Annotated in this window: 18 protein-coding genes, 1 pseudogene and 1 other annotated feature; of the genes and pseudogenes, 4 read left to right on the forward strand and 15 right to left on the reverse strand. The window is 50.4% G+C overall.

The window, feature by feature from the left end; translation table 11 throughout:
- Positions 1-43: 43 nt before the first annotated feature.
- From gcvH to IJ22_RS18180, 4 genes are all read right to left on the reverse strand, one after another.
- The gene (gene gcvH, locus IJ22_RS18165; protein WP_062409834.1) at positions 44-427 is read right to left on the reverse strand and encodes a glycine cleavage system protein GcvH; all 384 of its coding nucleotides are present in this window, start codon (positions 425-427) and stop codon (positions 44-46) included.
- 80 nt (positions 428-507) lie between these two features.
- Positions 508-1,056: a peroxiredoxin gene (locus IJ22_RS18170; protein ID WP_062409835.1), complete on the reverse strand. Its 549-nt coding sequence runs from the start codon at positions 1,054-1,056 to the stop codon at positions 508-510.
- A 197-nt stretch (positions 1,057-1,253) separates the two neighbouring features.
- Complete coding sequence (leuB, locus tag IJ22_RS18175; protein ID WP_062409836.1) at positions 1,254-2,333, reverse strand: 3-isopropylmalate dehydrogenase; 1,080 nt, start codon at positions 2,331-2,333, stop codon at positions 1,254-1,256.
- A gap of 167 nt (positions 2,334-2,500) precedes the next feature.
- Positions 2,501-3,580 (reverse strand): acyltransferase family protein, encoded by a 1,080-nt coding sequence (locus tag IJ22_RS18180; RefSeq protein ID WP_062409837.1) that lies wholly within the window; start codon positions 3,578-3,580, stop codon positions 2,501-2,503.
- Between the two features lie 292 nt (positions 3,581-3,872).
- On the opposite strand from IJ22_RS18180, the gene IJ22_RS18185 reads away from it, so the two are divergent.
- Entirely contained in the window at positions 3,873-5,075 is a 1,203-nt protein-coding gene (locus tag IJ22_RS18185; RefSeq protein WP_062409838.1) for an aminotransferase-like domain-containing protein, read from the forward strand.
- Between the two features lie 268 nt (positions 5,076-5,343).
- Here the strand turns inward: IJ22_RS18185 and IJ22_RS27285 are convergent.
- The 5 genes and pseudogenes from IJ22_RS27285 to ilvB all read right to left on the reverse strand — a co-directional run.
- A pseudogene (locus IJ22_RS27285) lies at positions 5,344-5,709 on the reverse strand (transposase); the annotation flags it as partial.
- A gap of 137 nt (positions 5,710-5,846) precedes the next feature.
- Positions 5,847-7,394: a 2-isopropylmalate synthase gene (locus IJ22_RS18195; RefSeq protein WP_062409840.1), complete on the reverse strand. Its 1,548-nt coding sequence runs from the start codon at positions 7,392-7,394 to the stop codon at positions 5,847-5,849.
- Positions 7,395-7,549: 155 nt separating this feature from the next.
- Positions 7,550-8,542: a ketol-acid reductoisomerase gene (gene ilvC / locus IJ22_RS18200; protein ID WP_054818195.1), complete on the reverse strand. Its 993-nt coding sequence runs from the start codon at positions 8,540-8,542 to the stop codon at positions 7,550-7,552.
- Between the two features lie 138 nt (positions 8,543-8,680).
- Positions 8,681-9,169, reverse strand: a complete 489-nt coding sequence (gene ilvN / locus IJ22_RS18205; protein ID WP_054818194.1) for an acetolactate synthase small subunit — start codon at positions 9,167-9,169, stop codon at positions 8,681-8,683.
- Positions 9,170-10,909, reverse strand: a complete 1,740-nt coding sequence (ilvB, locus tag IJ22_RS18210) for a biosynthetic-type acetolactate synthase large subunit (RefSeq protein WP_062409841.1) — start codon at positions 10,907-10,909, stop codon at positions 9,170-9,172.
- 661 nt (positions 10,910-11,570) lie between these two features.
- Here ilvB and IJ22_RS18215 point away from each other — a divergent pair.
- Positions 11,571-12,575: a globin-coupled sensor protein gene (locus IJ22_RS18215; RefSeq protein WP_062409842.1), complete on the forward strand. Its 1,005-nt coding sequence runs from the start codon at positions 11,571-11,573 to the stop codon at positions 12,573-12,575.
- Between the two features lie 127 nt (positions 12,576-12,702).
- Here the strand turns inward: IJ22_RS18215 and rplT are convergent, their stop codons facing one another.
- The 4 genes from rplT to IJ22_RS18235 form a co-directional block, all read right to left on the reverse strand.
- Positions 12,703-13,062: a 50S ribosomal protein L20 gene (gene rplT / locus IJ22_RS18220; protein ID WP_025849278.1), complete on the reverse strand. Its 360-nt coding sequence runs from the start codon at positions 13,060-13,062 to the stop codon at positions 12,703-12,705.
- Between the two features lie 40 nt (positions 13,063-13,102).
- The gene (gene rpmI, locus IJ22_RS18225; RefSeq protein ID WP_062409843.1) at positions 13,103-13,303 is read right to left on the reverse strand and encodes a 50S ribosomal protein L35; all 201 of its coding nucleotides are present in this window, start codon (positions 13,301-13,303) and stop codon (positions 13,103-13,105) included.
- A 26-nt stretch (positions 13,304-13,329) separates the two neighbouring features.
- The gene (gene infC / locus IJ22_RS18230; protein WP_062409844.1) at positions 13,330-13,830 is read right to left on the reverse strand and encodes a translation initiation factor IF-3; all 501 of its coding nucleotides are present in this window, start codon (positions 13,828-13,830) and stop codon (positions 13,330-13,332) included.
- 36 nt (positions 13,831-13,866) lie between these two features.
- Positions 13,867-14,024: a sequence feature (ribosomal protein L20 leader region), on the reverse strand.
- Positions 14,025-14,086: 62 nt separating this feature from the next.
- On the reverse strand, positions 14,087-15,322 hold the full coding sequence (locus IJ22_RS18235; protein WP_062409845.1) for a glycosyltransferase family 2 protein: 1,236 nt from the start codon (positions 15,320-15,322) through the stop codon (positions 14,087-14,089).
- 695 nt (positions 15,323-16,017) lie between these two features.
- On the opposite strand from IJ22_RS18235, the gene IJ22_RS18240 reads away from it, so the two are divergent.
- Both IJ22_RS18240 and IJ22_RS18245 read left to right on the forward strand, forming a co-directional pair.
- Positions 16,018-16,545 carry a phosphatase PAP2 family protein gene (locus IJ22_RS18240; RefSeq protein ID WP_062411050.1) on the forward strand — a complete coding sequence of 176 codons (528 nt, stop codon included), beginning with the start codon at positions 16,018-16,020 and terminating at the stop codon, positions 16,543-16,545.
- Positions 16,546-16,602: 57 nt separating this feature from the next.
- A complete protein-coding gene (locus IJ22_RS18245) occupies positions 16,603-17,721 on the forward strand; it encodes an MGDG synthase family glycosyltransferase (protein WP_062409846.1) in 1,119 nt (372 codons plus the stop codon).
- 73 nt (positions 17,722-17,794) lie between these two features.
- Here the strand turns inward: IJ22_RS18245 and trmB are convergent, their stop codons facing one another.
- Positions 17,795-18,511: a tRNA (guanosine(46)-N7)-methyltransferase TrmB gene (gene trmB / locus IJ22_RS18250; protein WP_062409847.1), complete on the reverse strand. Its 717-nt coding sequence runs from the start codon at positions 18,509-18,511 to the stop codon at positions 17,795-17,797.
- A 178-nt stretch (positions 18,512-18,689) separates the two neighbouring features.
- Entirely contained in the window at positions 18,690-19,154 is a 465-nt protein-coding gene (locus tag IJ22_RS18255) for a WGxxGxxG family protein (protein ID WP_062409848.1), read from the reverse strand.
- Positions 19,155-19,171: the final 17 nt, after the last annotated feature.

The following is a 19,171-nucleotide window of genomic DNA, read 5'->3' on the forward strand; positions in this document are numbered from 1 at the left end:
TTTTTAGTAAAAAAAAGCAACCCGACCTTCGTCAGGCTGCTTCTTATTCATGAACGTAGGTTGCTTCGTATTTGTCCGCGTCCCATAACCGTTCCAGATCGGAGGGGTCGGTCAGCTCGACTACGATCATCCATCCCTCTCCGTATGGCGACAGGTTGATCAATCCGGGGTTGTCCGCCAGCTTGCGGTTTACCTCGATCACTTTACCGGATACCGGCGCGTAAAGCTCCGTTACCGTTTTTACCGATTCCATACTGCCGAACGGCTCTCCCGCCTGCAGTTCATCTCCTGCTTCGGGCAGCTCCACGAAGACGATCATGCCAAATTCCTCTTGGGCAAAATCCGTCAATCCGATGATCGCACGCTTGCCTTCCAAGCGCACCCATTCATGGTTCTCACTATATTTGAGCCCTTGTAAAATTTCCATTCCTGCTCCCCTTTGCTTATGTAGTAAAAAACCTCAGACCCGCCGGGGAGGCGGGTTGAGGAATCTATTTTTAAAGACGATTACTTCGCAACCAGGTGCTTGTCGCCTTTTTTCCAGCCTACAGGGCACAAACCGCCGGATTGCAGCGCTTCAAGCACACGGTAGGTTTCCTCCACGCTGCGGCCAACGTTGTTGTGATGTACCACTTGATATACCAGTTCGCCTTCTGGATTGATGATGAACAGGCCGCGCAGCGCAATACCTTCTTCTTCGATCAATACACCGTAGTCACGGGCAACTTGCTTCGTAATGTCGGAAGCCAATGGGAAGTTCAGCTTGCCAAGACCGTTTTGGTCAACCGGAGTGTTGATCCATGCACGGTGGGAGTGAATGCTATCCGTCGATACGCCGAGGATTTCAGCATTAATAGCATTGAATTGACCGGCTGCTTCGCTAAGCGCCGTAATTTCAGTCGGGCATACGAATGTGAAGTCGAGCGGATAGAAGAACAGTACGAGCCATTTGCCTTTGTAATCAGACAAAGAAACTTTACCGAACTCTTGGCCGTCTCCGGTTGCCGTTGCCATGGTGAAATCCGGTGCCGGTTTGCCTACCAATCTTTCCGTCATATCTGAAAATCCTCCTTAATTGATAATGGTTATCATGGTATAGATGGTAACATTTTGACCTATAGAAAGTCAATAATTGGAATCCTTATCTTATTATAAATATTATAATCTGTTATATTTCTGACATTTGTTTCTTTGTGTGCAGAAAAACTCTTAAGAAGTCCTATTTCTCAAGAGTTTTCCGATTGCTTTATATTTTATTTTCGGATGGCGTTTACAATCAATTCACCCATAGCGCTCGTTCCGATCGCTTTGCTCTTGTCTACGGCGATGTCTCCCGTACGGTGGCCGGCGTCCAGCACTTCTTTCACGGCCCGCTCAATCGCTTCCGCAGCATCATGATATCCGAATGTCAGTCTGTACATCAATGCTACAGAGAGGATCGTCGCAACCGGGTTGGCAATGCCTTGACCTGCGATATCCGGCGCGGAACCGTGTACAGGCTCGTACAAACCGAAGGCTCCTTCACCCAGCGAAGCGGAGGACAGCATACCGATGGAGCCTGTCAGCATAGCCGCTTCATCGCTCAAAATGTCACCGAACATGTTCTCCGTCACGATAACGTCGAAGCTCGACGGCCGGCGCAGAAGCTGCATCGCGCAGTTGTCTACAAGCACATGCTCAAGCTCTACATCCGGGTAGTCCGGCGCGATGCGGTTGACCGTTTCTCTCCACAGGCGGGACGTTTCGAGTACATTCGCTTTATCGACGGACGCAAGTTTCTTTCTGCGGGTCCGGGCAATGTCGAAGGCCTGGCGAACGATGCGCTCCACTTCCGCTACATTGTAAACGCAGGTGTCCACTGCTTCCTGGCCGTTCTCTCCCTCGCGGCGGAACTTCTCGCCGAAATAGATGCCGCCGGTCAGCTCGCGGACAACGATCAGATCCGTCCCTTCCAGAACCTCAGGCTTCAACGTGGAAGCATCCTTCAGGCAGTCGAAGATGACCGCGGGACGAATGTTGGAGAACAATCCAAGCGCTTTGCGGATACCCAGAAGCCCTGTTTCCGGACGCAGCTCCTTCGGATTGTTGTCCCATTTGGGCCCGCCGACAGCCCCCAACAGAACGGCATCGGACTTTTTGCATATCTCCAGCGTTTCTTCCGGCAGCGGCGTTCCTTTCTCATCAATGGCGATTCCGCCAAACAGGCCGTGTTCAAACTCAAAACGGTAGCCGAACACTTCCTCTGTTTTCTTCATAACCTTAATTGCTTCCGCCACAACCTCGGGACCGATACCGTCTCCGGCGATTACGGCAATTTTTTTCACGTCTGCCATGAGTTGCATTCACTCCTAATCTAGTTCATTATATCTTTTGTAGCATATTTCCCTCTGTTTTACAAAGATATAAAATCTATCATCTTGATAGGCAAAAGCTATAGATATAATCCTTATGAAAATGAAAAACATATGCAAATCAAAGGTTCTTCCTGTCACCAACTTCGTTAGCCGATAGTATTGGGAATGGATAACCTTTCTTTCTTTTTGGATTTGCCTCTTGTCTGCACGTTGCCGACGATATATTTACCGAATGGAAATCTGTTCAAGATCGCCGCCAGCAGGATGGACCCCGCAATCGCTGTAACAAATAAGTAAATGATATAAGCTATTGCGCCCATTATGGGCAGTGGACGCAATACCAAAATAAAAGCCAGATGTAATAAGTAAATACTGAATGAATAGTTACTTATTAAATAAATAAAGCGGGGGACATTTTTAAGCTTTGATGTAATGTACATCAGTAAAAAAATCATGGAAGTCGAAAATAATATATTGTCAAACCGCTTCGACGACAGGTCAATTCCCGTATAGTTGAGAATGGAGACGGACAACAAAAAAGTTAATATCGGCGCAAGCAGAACGATAACTCTGTATTTGTGAAGGTTTGACTTTAAGATGTCATAATGAGCGCCGCAATAGTATCCCAGGGCAAAGTAGAAAATCCATCCCGGGAATAACATAAAGTAACCGCGATTCCATATATACCCGCTAAATGGAACACCCGATACCGGGTCTGTCAGGTTAAACGCTGCGAGATATACAAAATTAATGAGGAATGCGACGGTCAAAATCATCCTCGGCGACGCCATACTTAACATGTTGGCAAACAGCACATGCAGAATATGAAATTGCAATATAATCAAAATAAAATACGCAATGAAATCTCCGAATATGATATTTTTAGCGGATTCAATGATATATGTCTTCACTCCTGTCAGTTGAACATTGCTCAAAAAGGGATATACCATCCCTAAAATAATATAAGGGAAAAGGAGGATTTTCGCTCTTTTCAACAAGAATCCTCTTGGCGTTCCGTCTCTATAGGCTTTTGCGTTTAAAAACTCGGATATAAAAACAAAAGTAGGCGTCGCAAACAAAAGAAAAGCTTTTAACATCTCCGCAGCCGGGACAACCGCGCTATCCGGATAATTGTTCAAACCGAAATTAATGGAATGAATCAAGACAATCGAAAGACAAGAAAGGGCCCTCAACCAAAAAATTTCGCTCACGACATTAGCATTCATTCAATCTCCTCCATGATACAATCTGTATCAAATAAGTATACATATTGTATCATATTGCGGCAAGAACTTATGATCAACTGCCCACAATACCGCAGCCGCGACGATGCTGCGACGCCTTCTCGGGCCGCCGGCTGCGTCCTCTACCCGACTTTTGAATCGCCATGGCATGACGCAATGAATGGACCGGCAAACGATCAGTTCATTTTCACAGTTGTCACAGGGCTTGGAAAGGATTAAAATGAAATTTATACAATGACTTTACTTCTTTTTAATAAAAAGGAGCCTTGCGCTTATGAACTATCATTTCTCAGATACGATTAATAGCTTTGAATCCTCAGCCGTTCGCGAAATTCTCAAGCTGACGCAGGGCCGTTCGATCATTTCACTGGCCGGAGGACTTCCCAACGAGCAGTATTTTCCCCATGAAGCGGTGCGCGACGCCTTCGCGCGCGTTTTTGAGCGGGGGAGCAAATCCGTTTTGCAGTACGGGCTTACGGAAGGCTATACGCCGCTTCGGGAAAGCCTGTCGAAGCATCTGGCTCGCAAGGGAATCAAAGCAGGCATAGAAAACATGCTGCTGACCACCGGCTCTCAGCAGGCAATCGATTTGCTGACTCGCATATATATCGACCCGGGTGACGTCATTCTGGTCGAAAAACCGACTTATCTCGCTGCCATTCAAGTTTTTCAATCCTATAAAGCCAAGCTCGTTTCCGTAGATTGCGATGAAAACGGAATGAATCTGGAAGATCTGGAACGCAAAATCAAGCAGCATCGTCCTAAAATGATTTATGTCATTCCTACGTTCGCAAATCCGACTGGCAAAGCATGGAGCCTGGAGCGCCGGCAGGGCACGCTGAACCTGTGCAAATCCAATAGCGTGCTTATTCTGGAGGACGACCCTTATGGAGAACTGCGTTTCAACGACACCGAAACCTTCCCGTCCATTTATTCGTTGGACGACGGTCCGAACGGAGGAGCGGTCGTATACACGAGCACCTTCTCCAAAATCGTCGCCCCGGCGCTGCGTACCGGCTGGGTTGTCGGCGACAAGAACGTGATCCTTCATATGACCCGCGCCAAGCAAGCTGCGGATCTGCACTCCAGCACCATGGACCAGCAGGCGCTGCACGAGCTGTTCCAGCAGTTTGACTTGTACTCGCATATCGATCTGATCCGGACGCAATACGAATCGCGGATGCGCGAGATGGTCAGATTGCTGCAGGCCAAAAACTGGGAAGGGGTCCGCTGGAACGAGCCGAAGGGTGGCATGTTCATCTGGGTGGAGATGCCGCAAGGGATCGATACGCAGGAGCTGTTCAAGCTGGCCGTCGAGGAAGGCGTCGCCTTCGTTCCAGGAATCAGCTTTTTTGCGGACGAGCCTCAAAGGAACTCGATGCGCCTGAACTTTACGCATACGGACAGCGAGGAGATGGTCCTTGCTTTTGACCGGCTGGAACGAGCGCTGCAGCGCATGAAAACCGCCGCTCACTGATAGTAGATCAGCCCAAAGCCCGTCCGGAAACGCCTGAATCCGGACGGGCTTTTGCGCTTCCGCTGCGGGCCGGTCCCGGCCGCTTGCACAAAACAACAAAGGGTCCGTCCCATAAGTAGTTTTTAACTACGCAGGGACGGATCTGTTTTCTTAACTTCTCGTTTCCATACAGAAAAAAAGGTCGAGTAGAGGGCTATACGTACTCTCTTACCCGACCTTTTTGGTTCATCGCCGCCCACTTTAATAAATTATGGGCAAGGGAAAGCCAAAAACCCAAAATGGCCGTAAAAACCGTTTCAAGGACATCTTTCATCCGCTCGGAGCGGATGAGCGGTTAATGGTGCGGAAATCCGGCCGCTGTCTGGCCGCAAGCCACATGAACATGATATTTTCGCGGACGGCTCTGGCGATTTGACGAGAGGAATATTCGCTGGGTATAAGCGTACACGATGACTCTCGTAAGCATTTTCGGATGGCAGCTATCCCGCCCCCCACCCGGGTAAGCAGCTGCAAAGATGTTGTCGTCTAACCGAATAACCGCATCATTGACAATGCGGACCAGATGCCCCGCCGGAATATCCTCCTCTAAATCCATTGGCAGACAAAGTTGATCCATGTTATATTGAATGTACAAAAGAAGCCCTCCTTTGAATGGTTGCTCGTCACTTCCATTTTACCAAGGTTTGGCTTCTTTATTGTTTTACAAAATTAAAAAAGGGGGTATCCCCGTCACCTCGGTGACTTTGGGACACCCCTTATTCATGAACATAGCTAGATCAACGATACATTATCACGGCTGCGAGCCGGGGACTTCCGCTTCTCTATCAGCCGGTTGATCGCATCCACATAGGCCCGCGCGCTTGCTTCGAGAATATCGGTGCTTACGCCGCGGCCCTGTACGGAATAATCGCCCTGGTTCAGTACGACATGCACCTCACCAAGCGCATCCTTGCCTTGCGTGACCGATTGGATCGAGTAATCTTCGAGCTCGACCTCTTCCTTCGTCGCTTTATCGATCGCATTGAGGATCGCGTCGACGGAACCGTTGCCCAGCGCTACTTCTTCCAGCGTTTCGCCTTCGATCGTCTTCAAGCGAATCGTTGCGGTCGGTGTCGATTGGTTGCCGTAAGAAACTTGAATCGTTTCGAGAGAGAACACTTCCGGCGTCTCGATCAGCTTCTCCTCGATCAAGGCCAGGATATCGTCGTCCGTCACGTTTTTCTTCTTATCGGCCAAATCCTTAAATTTGGCGAAGGCCGCATTAAGCTGCTCATCGTTCAGGTTATAGCCGAGATCGACCAGCTTCTCACGGAATGCATGGCGGCCGGACAGCTTGCCGAGCGTCAGCTTGCTTTCCTTCAGACCGATTGTCTCCGGAGACATGATTTCGTAAGTCGTTTTTTCCTTGAGCATGCCGTCCTGGTGAATGCCCGATTCATGGGCAAACGCGTTAGCCCCGACAATCGCTTTATTGCCCGGCACGACCATGCCTGTCAGCTTGCTCACCAAACGGCTCGTGCGGGCGATCTCGGACAACGTAAGCGATGTCTTCGCCTGGTAGAACTCCTGACGTGTCTCCAGCGCCAGCGCTACTTCCTCGATTGCCGTGTTGCCCGCGCGCTCGCCGATCCCGTTAATCGTTCCTTCGATTTGATCGGCACCGTTCAGAATGGCCGCAAGCGCATTGGCCGTCGCCATGCCAAGGTCATCGTGACAGTGCGCGCTGAGCTGAATTTTCTCGATGCCCGGCACATTTTCCTTCAGCGTCTTGAAGATATTGCCGAACTCGTAAGGCGTCATATAGCCAACCGTGTCGGGAATATTCACGACGGTTGCTCCTGCCCGAATGGCCATCTCCGTCACTTCGCACAAGAAATCCAGCTCGGTACGTCCGGCATCCTCGGGCGAAAACTCAATTTTATCGAAATATTTTTTGGCATACCGGATAGCCGCTTCCGCCGTTTCCAGCACCTGATGCTTCTCCATCTTCAGCTTATACTTCCGGTGAATAGGCGAGCTGGCAAGGAACAAATGCAAGCACGGATCCTGCGCATCCTTGAGCGCTTCGCGCGCCGCATCAATGTCCTGCACACGGGAGCGCGAGAGACCCACGATTGTGGCATTCTTCACAGTCCGGGCTACGGCGCTCACGCTGGCCAAATCGCCTGGGGAGGCCGCCGGAAAACCGGCTTCGATCCGGTCTACGCCCAGCTTCTCCAGCTGAAGGGCGATTTCCACCTTTTCTTGCATGTTCAAATTCACGCCCGGCGATTGCTCGCCGTCGCGCAGCGTCGTATCGAAAATATAAATTTTTCTCATGCCGTCTCACCTGCGCTTTATCAAAATTTAACCACTTTATTAAAGCAGAAAAAGGTACAGCCCGGGAAACGTCCGGGAACGAACTTGCCCTGCCGTCCGTTCCCCACAGTTTCCCAAGCTGACCTTATGCCGCTAATCATTCATTGTCAGTTCGATTACTTCTTGATCCAGTGCATCAGTTCACGCAACTGGGTACCGACTTGCTCCAGCGGATGCTCGGATTCCATACGGCGGGTAGCCGTGAGGAACGCACGACCGGATTGGTTCTCAAGAATAAAGTCGCGAGCAAATTTGCCTTGTTGGATATCGGACAGAACGCGCTTCATTTCCTGCTTCGTTTCGTCTGTGATGATGCGAGGTCCGGTTACATAGTCGCCGTACTCTGCCGTGTTGGAGATGGAATGTCTCATGCCTGCCAGACCGCCTTCATACATCAAATCGACGATCAGCTTCAACTCGTGCAAGCACTCGAAATAAGCCATTTCAGGAGCATAGCCTGCTTCTACCAGCGTTTCAAAGCCGGCTTTTACCAGTGCGGATGCGCCGCCGCAAAGAACGGCCTGCTCACCGAACAGATCGGTTTCCGTTTCTTCACGGAAAGAGGTTTCAATAACTCCTGCACGTGTACAACCAATACCTTTGGCATAAGCCAAACCGATGGCTTGGGCTTGACCCGTAGCATTCTGATGAACTGCGATCAGACCAGGCACGCCGAAGCCTTCCACGAATACACGGCGTACCATGTGACCCGGGGATTTTGGCGCGACAAGCAGAACGTCTTTATCCGCAGATGGATTGATTTGACCGAAATGGACGTTAAAGCCGTGAGAGAACATGATCGTTGCACCATGCTTCAGGTTCGGCTCGATTTCATTCTTGTAAACGCTCGCTTGCGTTTCATCCGGCATCAAAATTTGAACGACGTCAGCAAGCTTGGTCGCTTCCGCAACGGAATATACTTCAAATCCGTCGTTTTTCGCTTGATCGAAGGAACGACCTTGGCGAAGGCCGATAATCACTTTCAGACCGCTGTCACGCAGGTTTTGCGCTTGGGCGTGTCCTTGACTGCCGTAGCCGATGATGGCAATCGTCTTACCCTTTAATACGTTCAAATCAGCATCTTTCTCATAATACATAGTGACTGCCATGATATAATAGCTCCTCCTTTAATATAAACCCTGTGAGCGGGTGCTCAAGCGGACCACGAGCGTCTTCCAGTTATGTCATCCGATTGAGCCCCCGCTCACAGAACATTGTACTACGATTTCCGGAAAATCTTCAAACGCTTATTTCACCATGCCTCGAATCATTGCGGTGACGCCGGTTCGGGACAATTCCTTGATCCCGTAAGGCTTGAGCAGCTCGGTCATCGCATCGATTTTTTCCGAATCGCCTACCACCTGCACGACCAGCGTGTTCGGACCGATGTCAACGACAGCTGCACGGAACGTCTCGACCACGCCGAGAATCTCGGGACGGACGTTCGGCTCCGCATTGACCTTGATCAGCGCGAGCTCGCGAGCTACCATCGGATTCGAGCTCAAATCGACCACTTTGATGACATCGACCAGCTTGTAGAGCTGTTTGGATACCTGCTCCAGCGTATGATCATCACCCGTGGTAACGATGACCATACGGGACAAGCCTTGCTCCTCGGATTCGCCGACAGTAATGCTCTCGATATTGAAGCCCCGGCGGCCGAACAGGCCGGATACGCGCTGCAGCACACCGGGCTGATTGTTCACTAGAACGGATATGGTGTGTTTGCGAGTCATTTACGAATCCCCCATTATCATTTGGTCTATCGTCGAGCCCTGTGTTACCATCGGGAAGACGTTCTCCCCTTTAGGCACGATGAATTCGACAAGCACCGGACCCGGGGTGTCCAACGCTTCCTGCCATACGCGGCGGGCATCTTCTTTGTTGGCAGCTCTCAGTCCCTTCACGCCGTAAGCTTCGGCCAATTTCACAAAGTCCGGACTGCCGGCAAGATCGATATGGCTGTATCGGTTATCGTAGATAATCTCCTGCCACTGGCGGACCATCCCCAACACCTGATTGTTGATGACGACAATCTTCACCGGAATCTGGTTGATGGCGCAAATCGCCAGCTCCTGCGAGCACATCTGCATGCCGCCGTCGCCATTGATCGATATGACCAGCCGATCCGGATGGGCTACCTGCGCGCCGATCGCCGACGGGAAGCCGAAGCCCATGGTGCCGAGACCGCCGGAAGTGATCCAGGAACGCGGATGGTTGAACTTGTAGTACTGCGCCGTCCACATCTGGTGCTGGCCTACATCCGTTGTTATAATGGCCTCTCCCTTGGTCGTCTCATTGATCATCTCGATGACATACTGCGGCTTCAGCTCCGTATCCGAATCCTGGTAGGTCAGCGGGAAGTTCTTCTTGTTTTCCTGGTTCCAGGCGATCCAGTCTTTGGACTGGGACGGCTTCGCTTTGAGGTTGGCCAGCTGCAGCACCTTTTTCACGTCCCCAACCACCGGAATCGCCGTTTCAACGATTTTGCCGATTTCCGCCGGATCCACGTCGATGTGGACGATTTTCTTCGCTTTGGGGGCAAAGCCGTTCACCTTCATCGTCACGCGATCGTCAAAACGCGCGCCAATGCCGATCAGCAGATCGCAATTCTGCAGCGCATGGTTGGCCGCATACGTTCCGTGCATCCCCGGCATCCCGAGCCACAGCTCATGCGCGCTTGGAAAGCCTCCCAGGCCAAGCAACGTCGTGGCGACGGGAATGCGGGTTTTCTCCACGAACTCGATCAGCTCTTTGGACGCATCCGCGTAAACGACGCCGCCGCCTGCGATAATGACCGGGCGCTCGCTTTCCGCAATCGCCTCCAGCATACGGTCCACTTGAAGCTTATGGGGCTGTACCGTCGGGTGATAGCCGCGGATGTCCACTTTTTCCGGATAGTAGAACGGCGCGGTATCGTTCGATACGTCCTTCGGTATATCAATCAGCACCGGTCCTTTGCGGCCGGTCGAAGCAATATGGAACGCTTCTTTAATGATCCGCGGCAGATCCTTCACATCCCGCACCAGGTAACTGTGCTTCGTGATCGGCATCGTAATGCCGGTAATATCCGCCTCCTGGAACGCGTCCGTACCGATCACCGTCGTCGCCACATTTCCCGTGATGACCACCAGCGGCACCGAATCCATATAAGCTGTAGCGATACCGGTGACAAGGTTGGTCGCTCCCGGTCCGGAAGTGGCGATACATACGCCGACCTTGCCGGTCGAACGGGCATAGCCATCCGCCGCATGAATGGCGCCCTGCTCGTGCCTTGTCAGCAAATGGCGGAAATCCGGATTGCCGTGCATGGCATCGTAAATATATAAAACCGCTCCGCCAGGATAGCCGAAGACGCAATCTACATCCTCCAGCAGCAAGCTGCGCAGCAGCATTTCCGATCCTGTTATCACATCCGGCTTCAGCAGCTCTTCACGCAGCTGCTCTTTCGACTTTTGTTTGGTTTGAACGATCATGTGTAGCCCTCCTCTCAAAAAGTCCGATAACAACTAAAAACCCCTTTCGCCCCAAACGCAATGGTTGCGTCTGACGGGACGAAAGGGGTTGATCTTCCGTGGTACCACCCAGATTTGTTAAATGCCTCACGGCAAATAACCTTAGCAGGTAATGCACGCCGCTAGCAGGCATGTCGCTTACCCTCGGCACGGTAACGTGTGCCACTCCGATTCTCCCTAATAACCGCGATGCTTTAAAGGCGCCGCGCTTTTCAGGAAAACAGCTCCGAGGTGAGCTCGTACATAAGGGATTAATGGCATTGGTTTCAGCATCTCCGCCGCTCTCTGAACATAAGAGCCCTTATCACTTCGTCCTCTTCATAGCCGATAACACTGTTGTACTTTTTTGTTTATTATATGCCGAACCTTTGCTTTAGTCAAGCGGTATTAAAGCCATCCCTCCGCCCGGTTGACATGCCTTACGGGGAGCTGTTTTGCAGGCGGGCATTCTTTCATGGTTCAAAAAAACAGGTCTCAGGGGCAGCGGGCTCCGCGCCGACCTTGCCCATCATGGGGCATCGCGCCTAAAAAAATTGTTGATATCCAATTGAAGGAAATTACACTCCGATAGCGAATCCTAATTGTGATAACAATCACATTTACACAGGCAGAGGGGAGCAACATGAACAAACTATCCGAGACACGAAAACAACAACTGGATTACATCGGCATCACCAACGAAGATTTATTTCTCTTAAAAAGCAAGGCCAACGAATTTAAGGCAATCGTCCGGGATTTGGTTGACGAGCTTTATGAACGAATCATGCAGCATCCGGAACTCAAACAAATCATAGAAAGACACAGCACGGTAGACCGGTTAAAAGAAACGCAGCACTGGTATTTTCTTTCGCTCACGGAAGGTACGATTGACGAGGCGTTTATTGAAAAAAGAATTTACATAGGCCAGGTGCACTCCCGGATCGGGTTGACGACCCAATGGTATCTGGGAACCTATATGCTGTATCTCGAATTGGCGACAAACCACTTCCAAAGGATGCTGCCGGACGCATGGCTCCCGGTCATTCACGCTCTTACCAAAATGTTCAATTTCGACTCGCAGCTGGTTCTGGAAGCCTATGAGTACCATGAAAAGAAAAAGGTTCAGGAGCTTGTGGATGAACAAGGGCGTTTACTGCAGGGGATCAACTCCGCAGTACAGGAGCTGGTTTCGATGATGGTCCAATTGAGCAGCAGCAGCCAGTCGGTAGCGGAATCGGCCATTCATTCGGCGGAATCGCAGGAGAAATCCCACTACTTGATACAGGAACTGACTGCGGAAGTAAAACAAATTCAAAATATGGGAACGCTTATTCAGGAGATATCCGATCAAACTCACTTGCTTGGCCTCAATGCAGCCATCGAGGCAGCCCGTGCGGGGGAACAAGGACGCGGTTTTGAGGTTGTCGCTAACGAGGTCCGCAAATTAGCCGGCGGATCCAAACAGGCCCTGGAACAAATACAGGAAAAGCTCGGAACCATCTCCCGCTTGCTGAAAGAAGTAGAGCAGGAGTCAAAACACACCACCACCCAGGCGCAGACGCAGGCCGCCAGCGCAGAAGAATTATCCTCGTTCGTTCAGATGATCGAAAAAGTAACGGCGGATCTTCAGCAGCTGCAATCCGCTTAAATCCGGTCAAGGACCGCAGTAGCTTTCTTCCATATCCATCGTTTGGCTGACAAAAAAAGCACCGGCTGTCCAAGATGCGCTCTCACGTATCTTGTGCAGCAGGTGCTTTTATATTCATGCATTTGCATTACGCGTTGACTTTTTGCTTTGCCGTTTCAGCCAGGGAGTTAAACGCGTTGATATCGTTAACGGCGAGATCCGCCAACATTTTGCGGTTAACTTCTACGCCGGCCAGCTTCAGACCATGCATCAGCTTGCTGTAGGACAAACCGTTTTGACGGGCAGCCGCGTTAATACGCACGATCCACAGCTTGCGGAAATCGCGTTTCTTTTGACGGCGGTCACGGTATGCGTACAGCAGGGATTTCATAACCTGCTCTTTTGCTGTTTTAAATAATCTATGTTTCGAACCGAAGTACCCTTTAGCAAGCTTCAAAATTTTCTTGCGACGACGAGTACGGATAAATCCGCCTTTCACTCTTGCCATGACGATCTACCTCCAAGAATTGTTGAGTATATTAACGAAATTACTTGATGTTAGCCAGCTGCTGCTTCAGGCGTCTTACATCGCCGGGAGCCATAACCGGGTTCGTGCCGAGCACGCGCTTTTGGCGGGCCGACTTGCCGGACAGCAGGTGGTTCTTATACGCTTTGTAGCGCGTTACTTTACCGGTACCTGTAATTTTAAAACGGCCTTTCAGGCTGCTGTGTGTTTTCATTTTTGGCATGGGGTGTTCCTCCTTAAAGAGTAAAATTATTGCTGTTGCTTCGGCGACAAGATCATGATCATACTCCGGCCTTCCAGCTTCGGCCTGCGCTCCACAACGCACAGATCCTCCACCTCGGCGGCCATCCGCTCCAGTACGCGCTGCCCGATTTCGGCATGTGCGATCTCCCGGCCGCGGAAACGAACCGACAACTTTACTTTATCGCCGTCGTTGAGAAATTTCGATACATTGCGAAGCTTCGTTTGAAAGTCGTGCTCGTCAATTGTCGCGCTCAGACGAATTTCTTTCAGCTCAACGATCTTCTGGTTCTTACGGGCTTCCTTCTCTTTCTTTTGCATCTCATAGCGGTACTTCCCGTAATCCATGATCCGGCAAACCGGCGGTTTCGCCGTCGGAGCCACATTGACCAGATCCAAATTCTGATCCATTGCAATCTGCAGCGCTTCACGAATCGGCTTGATACCAAGCTGCTCTCCGTCCGCACCAATCAAACGCACTTCTCTTGCTCGAATTTCATCATTAATCATGTGCTCTGTACTGATAACCTGCCACCTCCAAAGGTTATTAAAAAAAATACGCGGGCGTTAAAAACGCCCACGCAGTTTGTTTCAAGTGATCGATCTATCCGATAAAGCATCAGATATTCAAGTAAGCTCACTATCATTCATAACCAGCCAACCTTCGTCGGACAGGTGAGAAGCGGGCGCTTCTTCTTTTGCACTCAAATAATATACCACAATCTGTTTGTAAAAGTCAACGGATATATCGGTTTGTCCGACAGATTCAACCTGCCTGTTTACTGTGCATGTCCTCAAGACGAATCACGCGGGTATGCTCCGTATGGCTCCACTGCTTGTTGTTTTGAGTGAAGAACGCATAAATCGTGATCGGCCACCAGGAAAACATAAAGACAGGATACAATATCAAATACTTATAGGTTTTCAGAGATGCCTTATCCATGATCATAGAGATCGGCAGCAGGACGTAAATCGAGATCGTCACCACGTTAAACAGCGTAGGCGATACTTCATACAGCTTGGTGAGATGCGAGCCGCCCAGCACGATATTATCAAACCAAACCGCCATCGTGACAATCGAACCAAGGAAAAAGTTATATACATTGGCCGAGTAAATCGCGGCATCAATTTTCGTCCAGTTCCGTTCTTTAATCCCCTGCCAAAGCAGAACGAAGAAATAACGGCGGCAAACGTCAAAATGCCCCTGCATCCAACGCAGCCTTTGCCTTGCCGATGCCCTAAACGTAAGAGGCTTCTCATCGTATACCTTCGCATCCGGATTGAAGGTGGGCTTTACGCCAAGTTTGACGCATCGCATGGAAAATTCCAGGTCCTCGACAAGACTTGTCGCCCCCCAGCCGATCTGCTTGAGCAGTCCTGTTTCAAAGCACATGCCCGTGCCGCCCAGAAAGTTCGCCAGCTTCAGATTGGTTCGGGGCAGCTGCCAGAACCGGTTGCTGAAAAAATAAGATATGGCATACGAAGCGGTAATCCAGGAATCGTTAGGATTTTTGGTATCCAGATAAGCCTGAATAACTTTCGAGCCTTCACACAAATCGTTATTCATGTGTCTCAGATAATCGGGACTCGCCAGGTTATCCGCATCGAACATGACGACGGCGTCGTATTGGCGAGGCATCTTCCACAGCTCCTTGAGCATCCATTCAATCGCATAACCTTTACCTCTTAGGTTCGGATTATGGCGCTCGCAGGCATATACGCCCATATCGCGGGCGATTTGCGCAGTCTTGTCCGTACAGTTGTCAGCAATTACGAATATATCGTACAACTCTTTCGGGTAATCCAGATTTTTCAGGTTTTCAATTAACGCTCCGATAACTTGCTCCTCATTGTGAGCCGCCACCAAGACGGCGAACGTTTTTTGCGGCGCGTGCTGGGCCTTGTTCTTACGGCGATACCAGCCAAAAAACGTCAGGCCCAGTTGATAGGCCCCGACGACAATTAGCGTAAACTGAAGGCCTAGCATAATACTGTCCAGCATGATTCATCCCCCTTTTTTTGTATGTACCCCTATGTCTTTTTTCTCTTTAGCAGTTTAATAACGGATTCGATAATGCCTCTTCAATTGCGAGGGTAGCCGAATATGATTTTCCTCTCTTTACTGTCATTTGTCAAAAGCTTCACACCGCTTGATTAAGTCGGTTCTTTGTCATTTTTGGGAAAAACAGCAGCGGTATCGGTCGGACTCTCTGCTATCCAGCTTTTTACGTCTTATTTTCATCGTTTTTCAATTTTTTTATAAGCGCCGTCTGGAAAAACTTTCTTTGCCAATTTGTAGAGGCGACGATTGTACAACCCTCATCCCGGAATCCGCATCGCGGCTCCGTAAACCAAATCGCCCCGGCTGCCATTTTCTATACCGGCGGATGCTCCCCTGTATGGGCAGTCATTTGCCACCGACAACTTTACTGACGAACTTGTCTGCAAAAATGTTGCTGCCACGCGAAACTATTCCTACATGAACTCGCCGGAAATTGGACAAAGCTGTACATATGATTCATAATTTATGGTAAATGAACCATGATAACCCATTGTCAAATATAATATAGGGCCATGAACTCCTCGTCAATATAAGATTCTTTCATATCCTGTTGATACTCCAATAACAATTCCGTCTTACAATTCATATGAGAACCGAACAAAAGCTTATTTTACTGCAGGGAGGCATATCCTATGATGAACAGATTGGTCACACGGCTTCAGTATCATGAGCACCGGATGTTCTGTTTTGTCAATCAACAGATTCGGCATCAAGCGCTGGATTTCTTTTTCAACATCATCACCCATCTGGGGGGCGCTGCAGCGTCCATCGCCACGGCGCTTTGCATCGCCCTGTTTGCCGAGGGAGTATGGAAATCGGCCGGAATGCTGAGCTGTGTCGCGTTGGGACTCAGTCATGTTCCTGTCGCCATCATAAAAAAGAAATATCCGCGGCTGCGTCCTTATCTTGTACTTGAAGGCACCCACACATGCAAAAAACCGCTGAAAGACCACTCGTTCCCTTCCGGGCATACGACGGCCATTTTTTCAGTAACTGTACCCATGATGCTCATTACTCCCTGGGTCACGGCAATTTTGCTTCCCGTGGCTTCGCTCGTTGGCATGTCGCGGATCTATTTGGGACTGCACTACCCGTCCGACGTGCTGGCCGGCTTGCTGATCGGAACGACGACCGCCCTGACCACCGTTGCATTTTTAGGGTAAAAGCAGTAATGTTAATTCGGTATAAGTTCAAAAGAAACAAGGGTATGGTGAAGAGTTATGCGTAATAAGAGGGTCTTATTATTATCCGAGGGCTTCGGAGCAGGCCACACGCAAGCGGCCTATGCGCTGTCAGACAGTCTTCGCATGCTCTCGCCCGACATCCAGACGCATGTACTTGAGCTCGGTACGTTTTTACATCCAACCTTAGCTCCATGGATTTTGACCGCCTACCGCAAAACCGTATCGAAACAGCCGAAGCTTTACGGGCTCGTCTATCGGTCACAATATAAAAAGTCGCTGAACCGCATCTCGCAGCTTGCACTTCACCGGATTTTTTATGCACAAGCCGCAGAAGTGATACGCCAGCTGAAGCCGGATGCGATCGTATGCACCCATCCGTTCCCGAACGTTGTAATTTCCAGGCTGAAGCGTTTCGGATTGACCGTTCCGCTGTGTACCGTTATTACCGATTACGATGCTCACGGGACTTGGGTCAGTAAAGAAGTAAGCACCTACCTGGTTTCCACTCCCGACGTGAAGCGGAAGCTTCTGATCCGCGGCATCCCATCGGAGCGCATTCAAGTCACAGGAATTCCCATTCATCCGAACTTCTGGGAGCGACACAACAGAGAAGAGCTCCGCTCGCATTTCGGACTGAAACGGCTGCCCACCGTTCTCGTCATGGGCGGAGGCTGGGGTCTTGTCAAAAACGAGGATTTCTTAACCGATTTGATCCGCTGGCGGGACCGGATACAGCTTGTCGTCTGTCTCGGCAGCAACGAGAAGGCTCTTGCCGAGCTGAAAAAAGACGAACGGTTCCAGCATCCCCATATCCGGCTTTTGGGTTTTACGAAAGAAATCGACAAATGGATGGAGGTTTCCGATCTGCTGATCACCAAGCCCGGAGGTATGACCTGTACCGAAGGGCTGGCCAAGGGAATTCCGATGCTGTTCTATAAGCCGATACCGGGACAAGAGGAAGAGAATCTGCAGTATTTTACTCAGCACGGGTTTGGAGAACCCATCAAATCGGCGGAAACGGTCGCCCATTGGTTCCGGTTTCTGGTTGAGCATTATCCAGATCTGGAGAAGCGCCGCGGAAGCTTGAGACGCAGAACGGATGCATACCATCCGGCGGATTGCTCCCGCGCCATTATAAATATGCTGCAAGGATAAACCACCCCGCACAAACGGACGTTAAACAACCTGCCGGGACTCTCCCGCCAGGTTGTTTACGTTCATATAGGAATTATTCCTGCCCGCTCTCGCCAGCTTCAAGCTGCCGAAGGTGCTCGGCAAGGGCTTTTTCCCCTATGACGACCTCGAGCCGGTGAATGGGCATGCCCTTCTCGTAGAATTTCGTCTCGTATTCCGTCATGATAAGGTCCGTACGCGGTCCCTCCGCATGCAGGTCAAGTGAGATATTGCGCATCCGAAGCCCCAGATCGGAGAACGAATTCAGCGAAAACTCGAACAAAGAGCGGGAATCCGTCTTAAAATGAATTTCTCCCCGTTCATTTAATACGGTTCTATATTTTTTTACAAAATTCGCATGGGTGAGCCGTCGGCGGGCATGCCTTTTTTTGGGCCACGGATCGCTAAAATTCAAATAAATACGTTCGATTTCGCCAGCTTCAAACACGTTCTCGATCGATTCTATGTTCATTCGCACCAGCCGCAGGTTAGACAGATCGCCCCCTTGCTCTTCACGTGATTCCCGTGCTTTCTCGCTTGCACGGCGAATCAGCTCGTCGTACATATCGACGCCTATGTAGTTAATATGCTGGTTTAAAGCGCTAAGCTGGCTGATAAAACGGCCTTTGCCCATCCCAAGCTCCACATGAATCGGCCGGTCATTGCCGAATACTTCAGCCCATTTCCCTTTATACGGCTCCGGATTCAGCACTACCAGCTCCGGCTGTGCCTCGATCGCTTCCCTGATTCCCTTACGTCCTCTTAAACGCATAGTACCGTCCTCCAACTGCTTGCATTTTCTTTCGGCAGTTTGCCGCAAGCCTGCGTAATGTCATTGAACGATTATACTCTGAAACGATAGGAATGAAAAGACCGGTCAGCCCGTGTTAAAGCGGTCTGAACCGGTCAATGGGAACTTTCCGGGATCGGGATGGAACCGAAAGGATCGGTTATTTCTCCCGGCCCTCTTCACGATTGCGTCCGCGCAGGCCGGCTAACCCGAGAAGACCCAACAGACCTAACCAGCCCCAATCCATACCTCTTCCGGCTGTCGCCGCATTCGTCCGGTAGGTTGTCGTGTCGTAATTCCCCCCATAACCGTATCCAGTACGCGTATTGTTGGTGTTCATCCGGTCCAGCATATTATCATTGTAATTATTCGTACGGGTTCCGGTAACGGGATCGTTATAAGTGGCAGTTCCCCTGCCGGCGGTACCCGCGGTGCCGGTTGTGCCCGTGTAGGTTGCCGTACCGGTTCCTGTCGTTGTCGTACTGCCGGGTGCAGTGGCTGTGCTGGTCCCTTGGGTGGAGGACAATCCTGTTCCGGTGGAGGATACCTCAGCAAAGGCTTGGCCGCCAAATCCCAACGAAGCAGTCAACGCAAGAGCAAGAACCGTTTTACCAAGCTTGTTCATGATATAGGAGTTCTCCC

It is taken from the genome of Paenibacillus naphthalenovorans (genome assembly GCF_001465255.1).
In the GTDB taxonomy this organism is placed as follows: Bacteria; Bacillota; Bacilli; order Paenibacillales; family NBRC-103111; genus Paenibacillus_G; species Paenibacillus_G naphthalenovorans.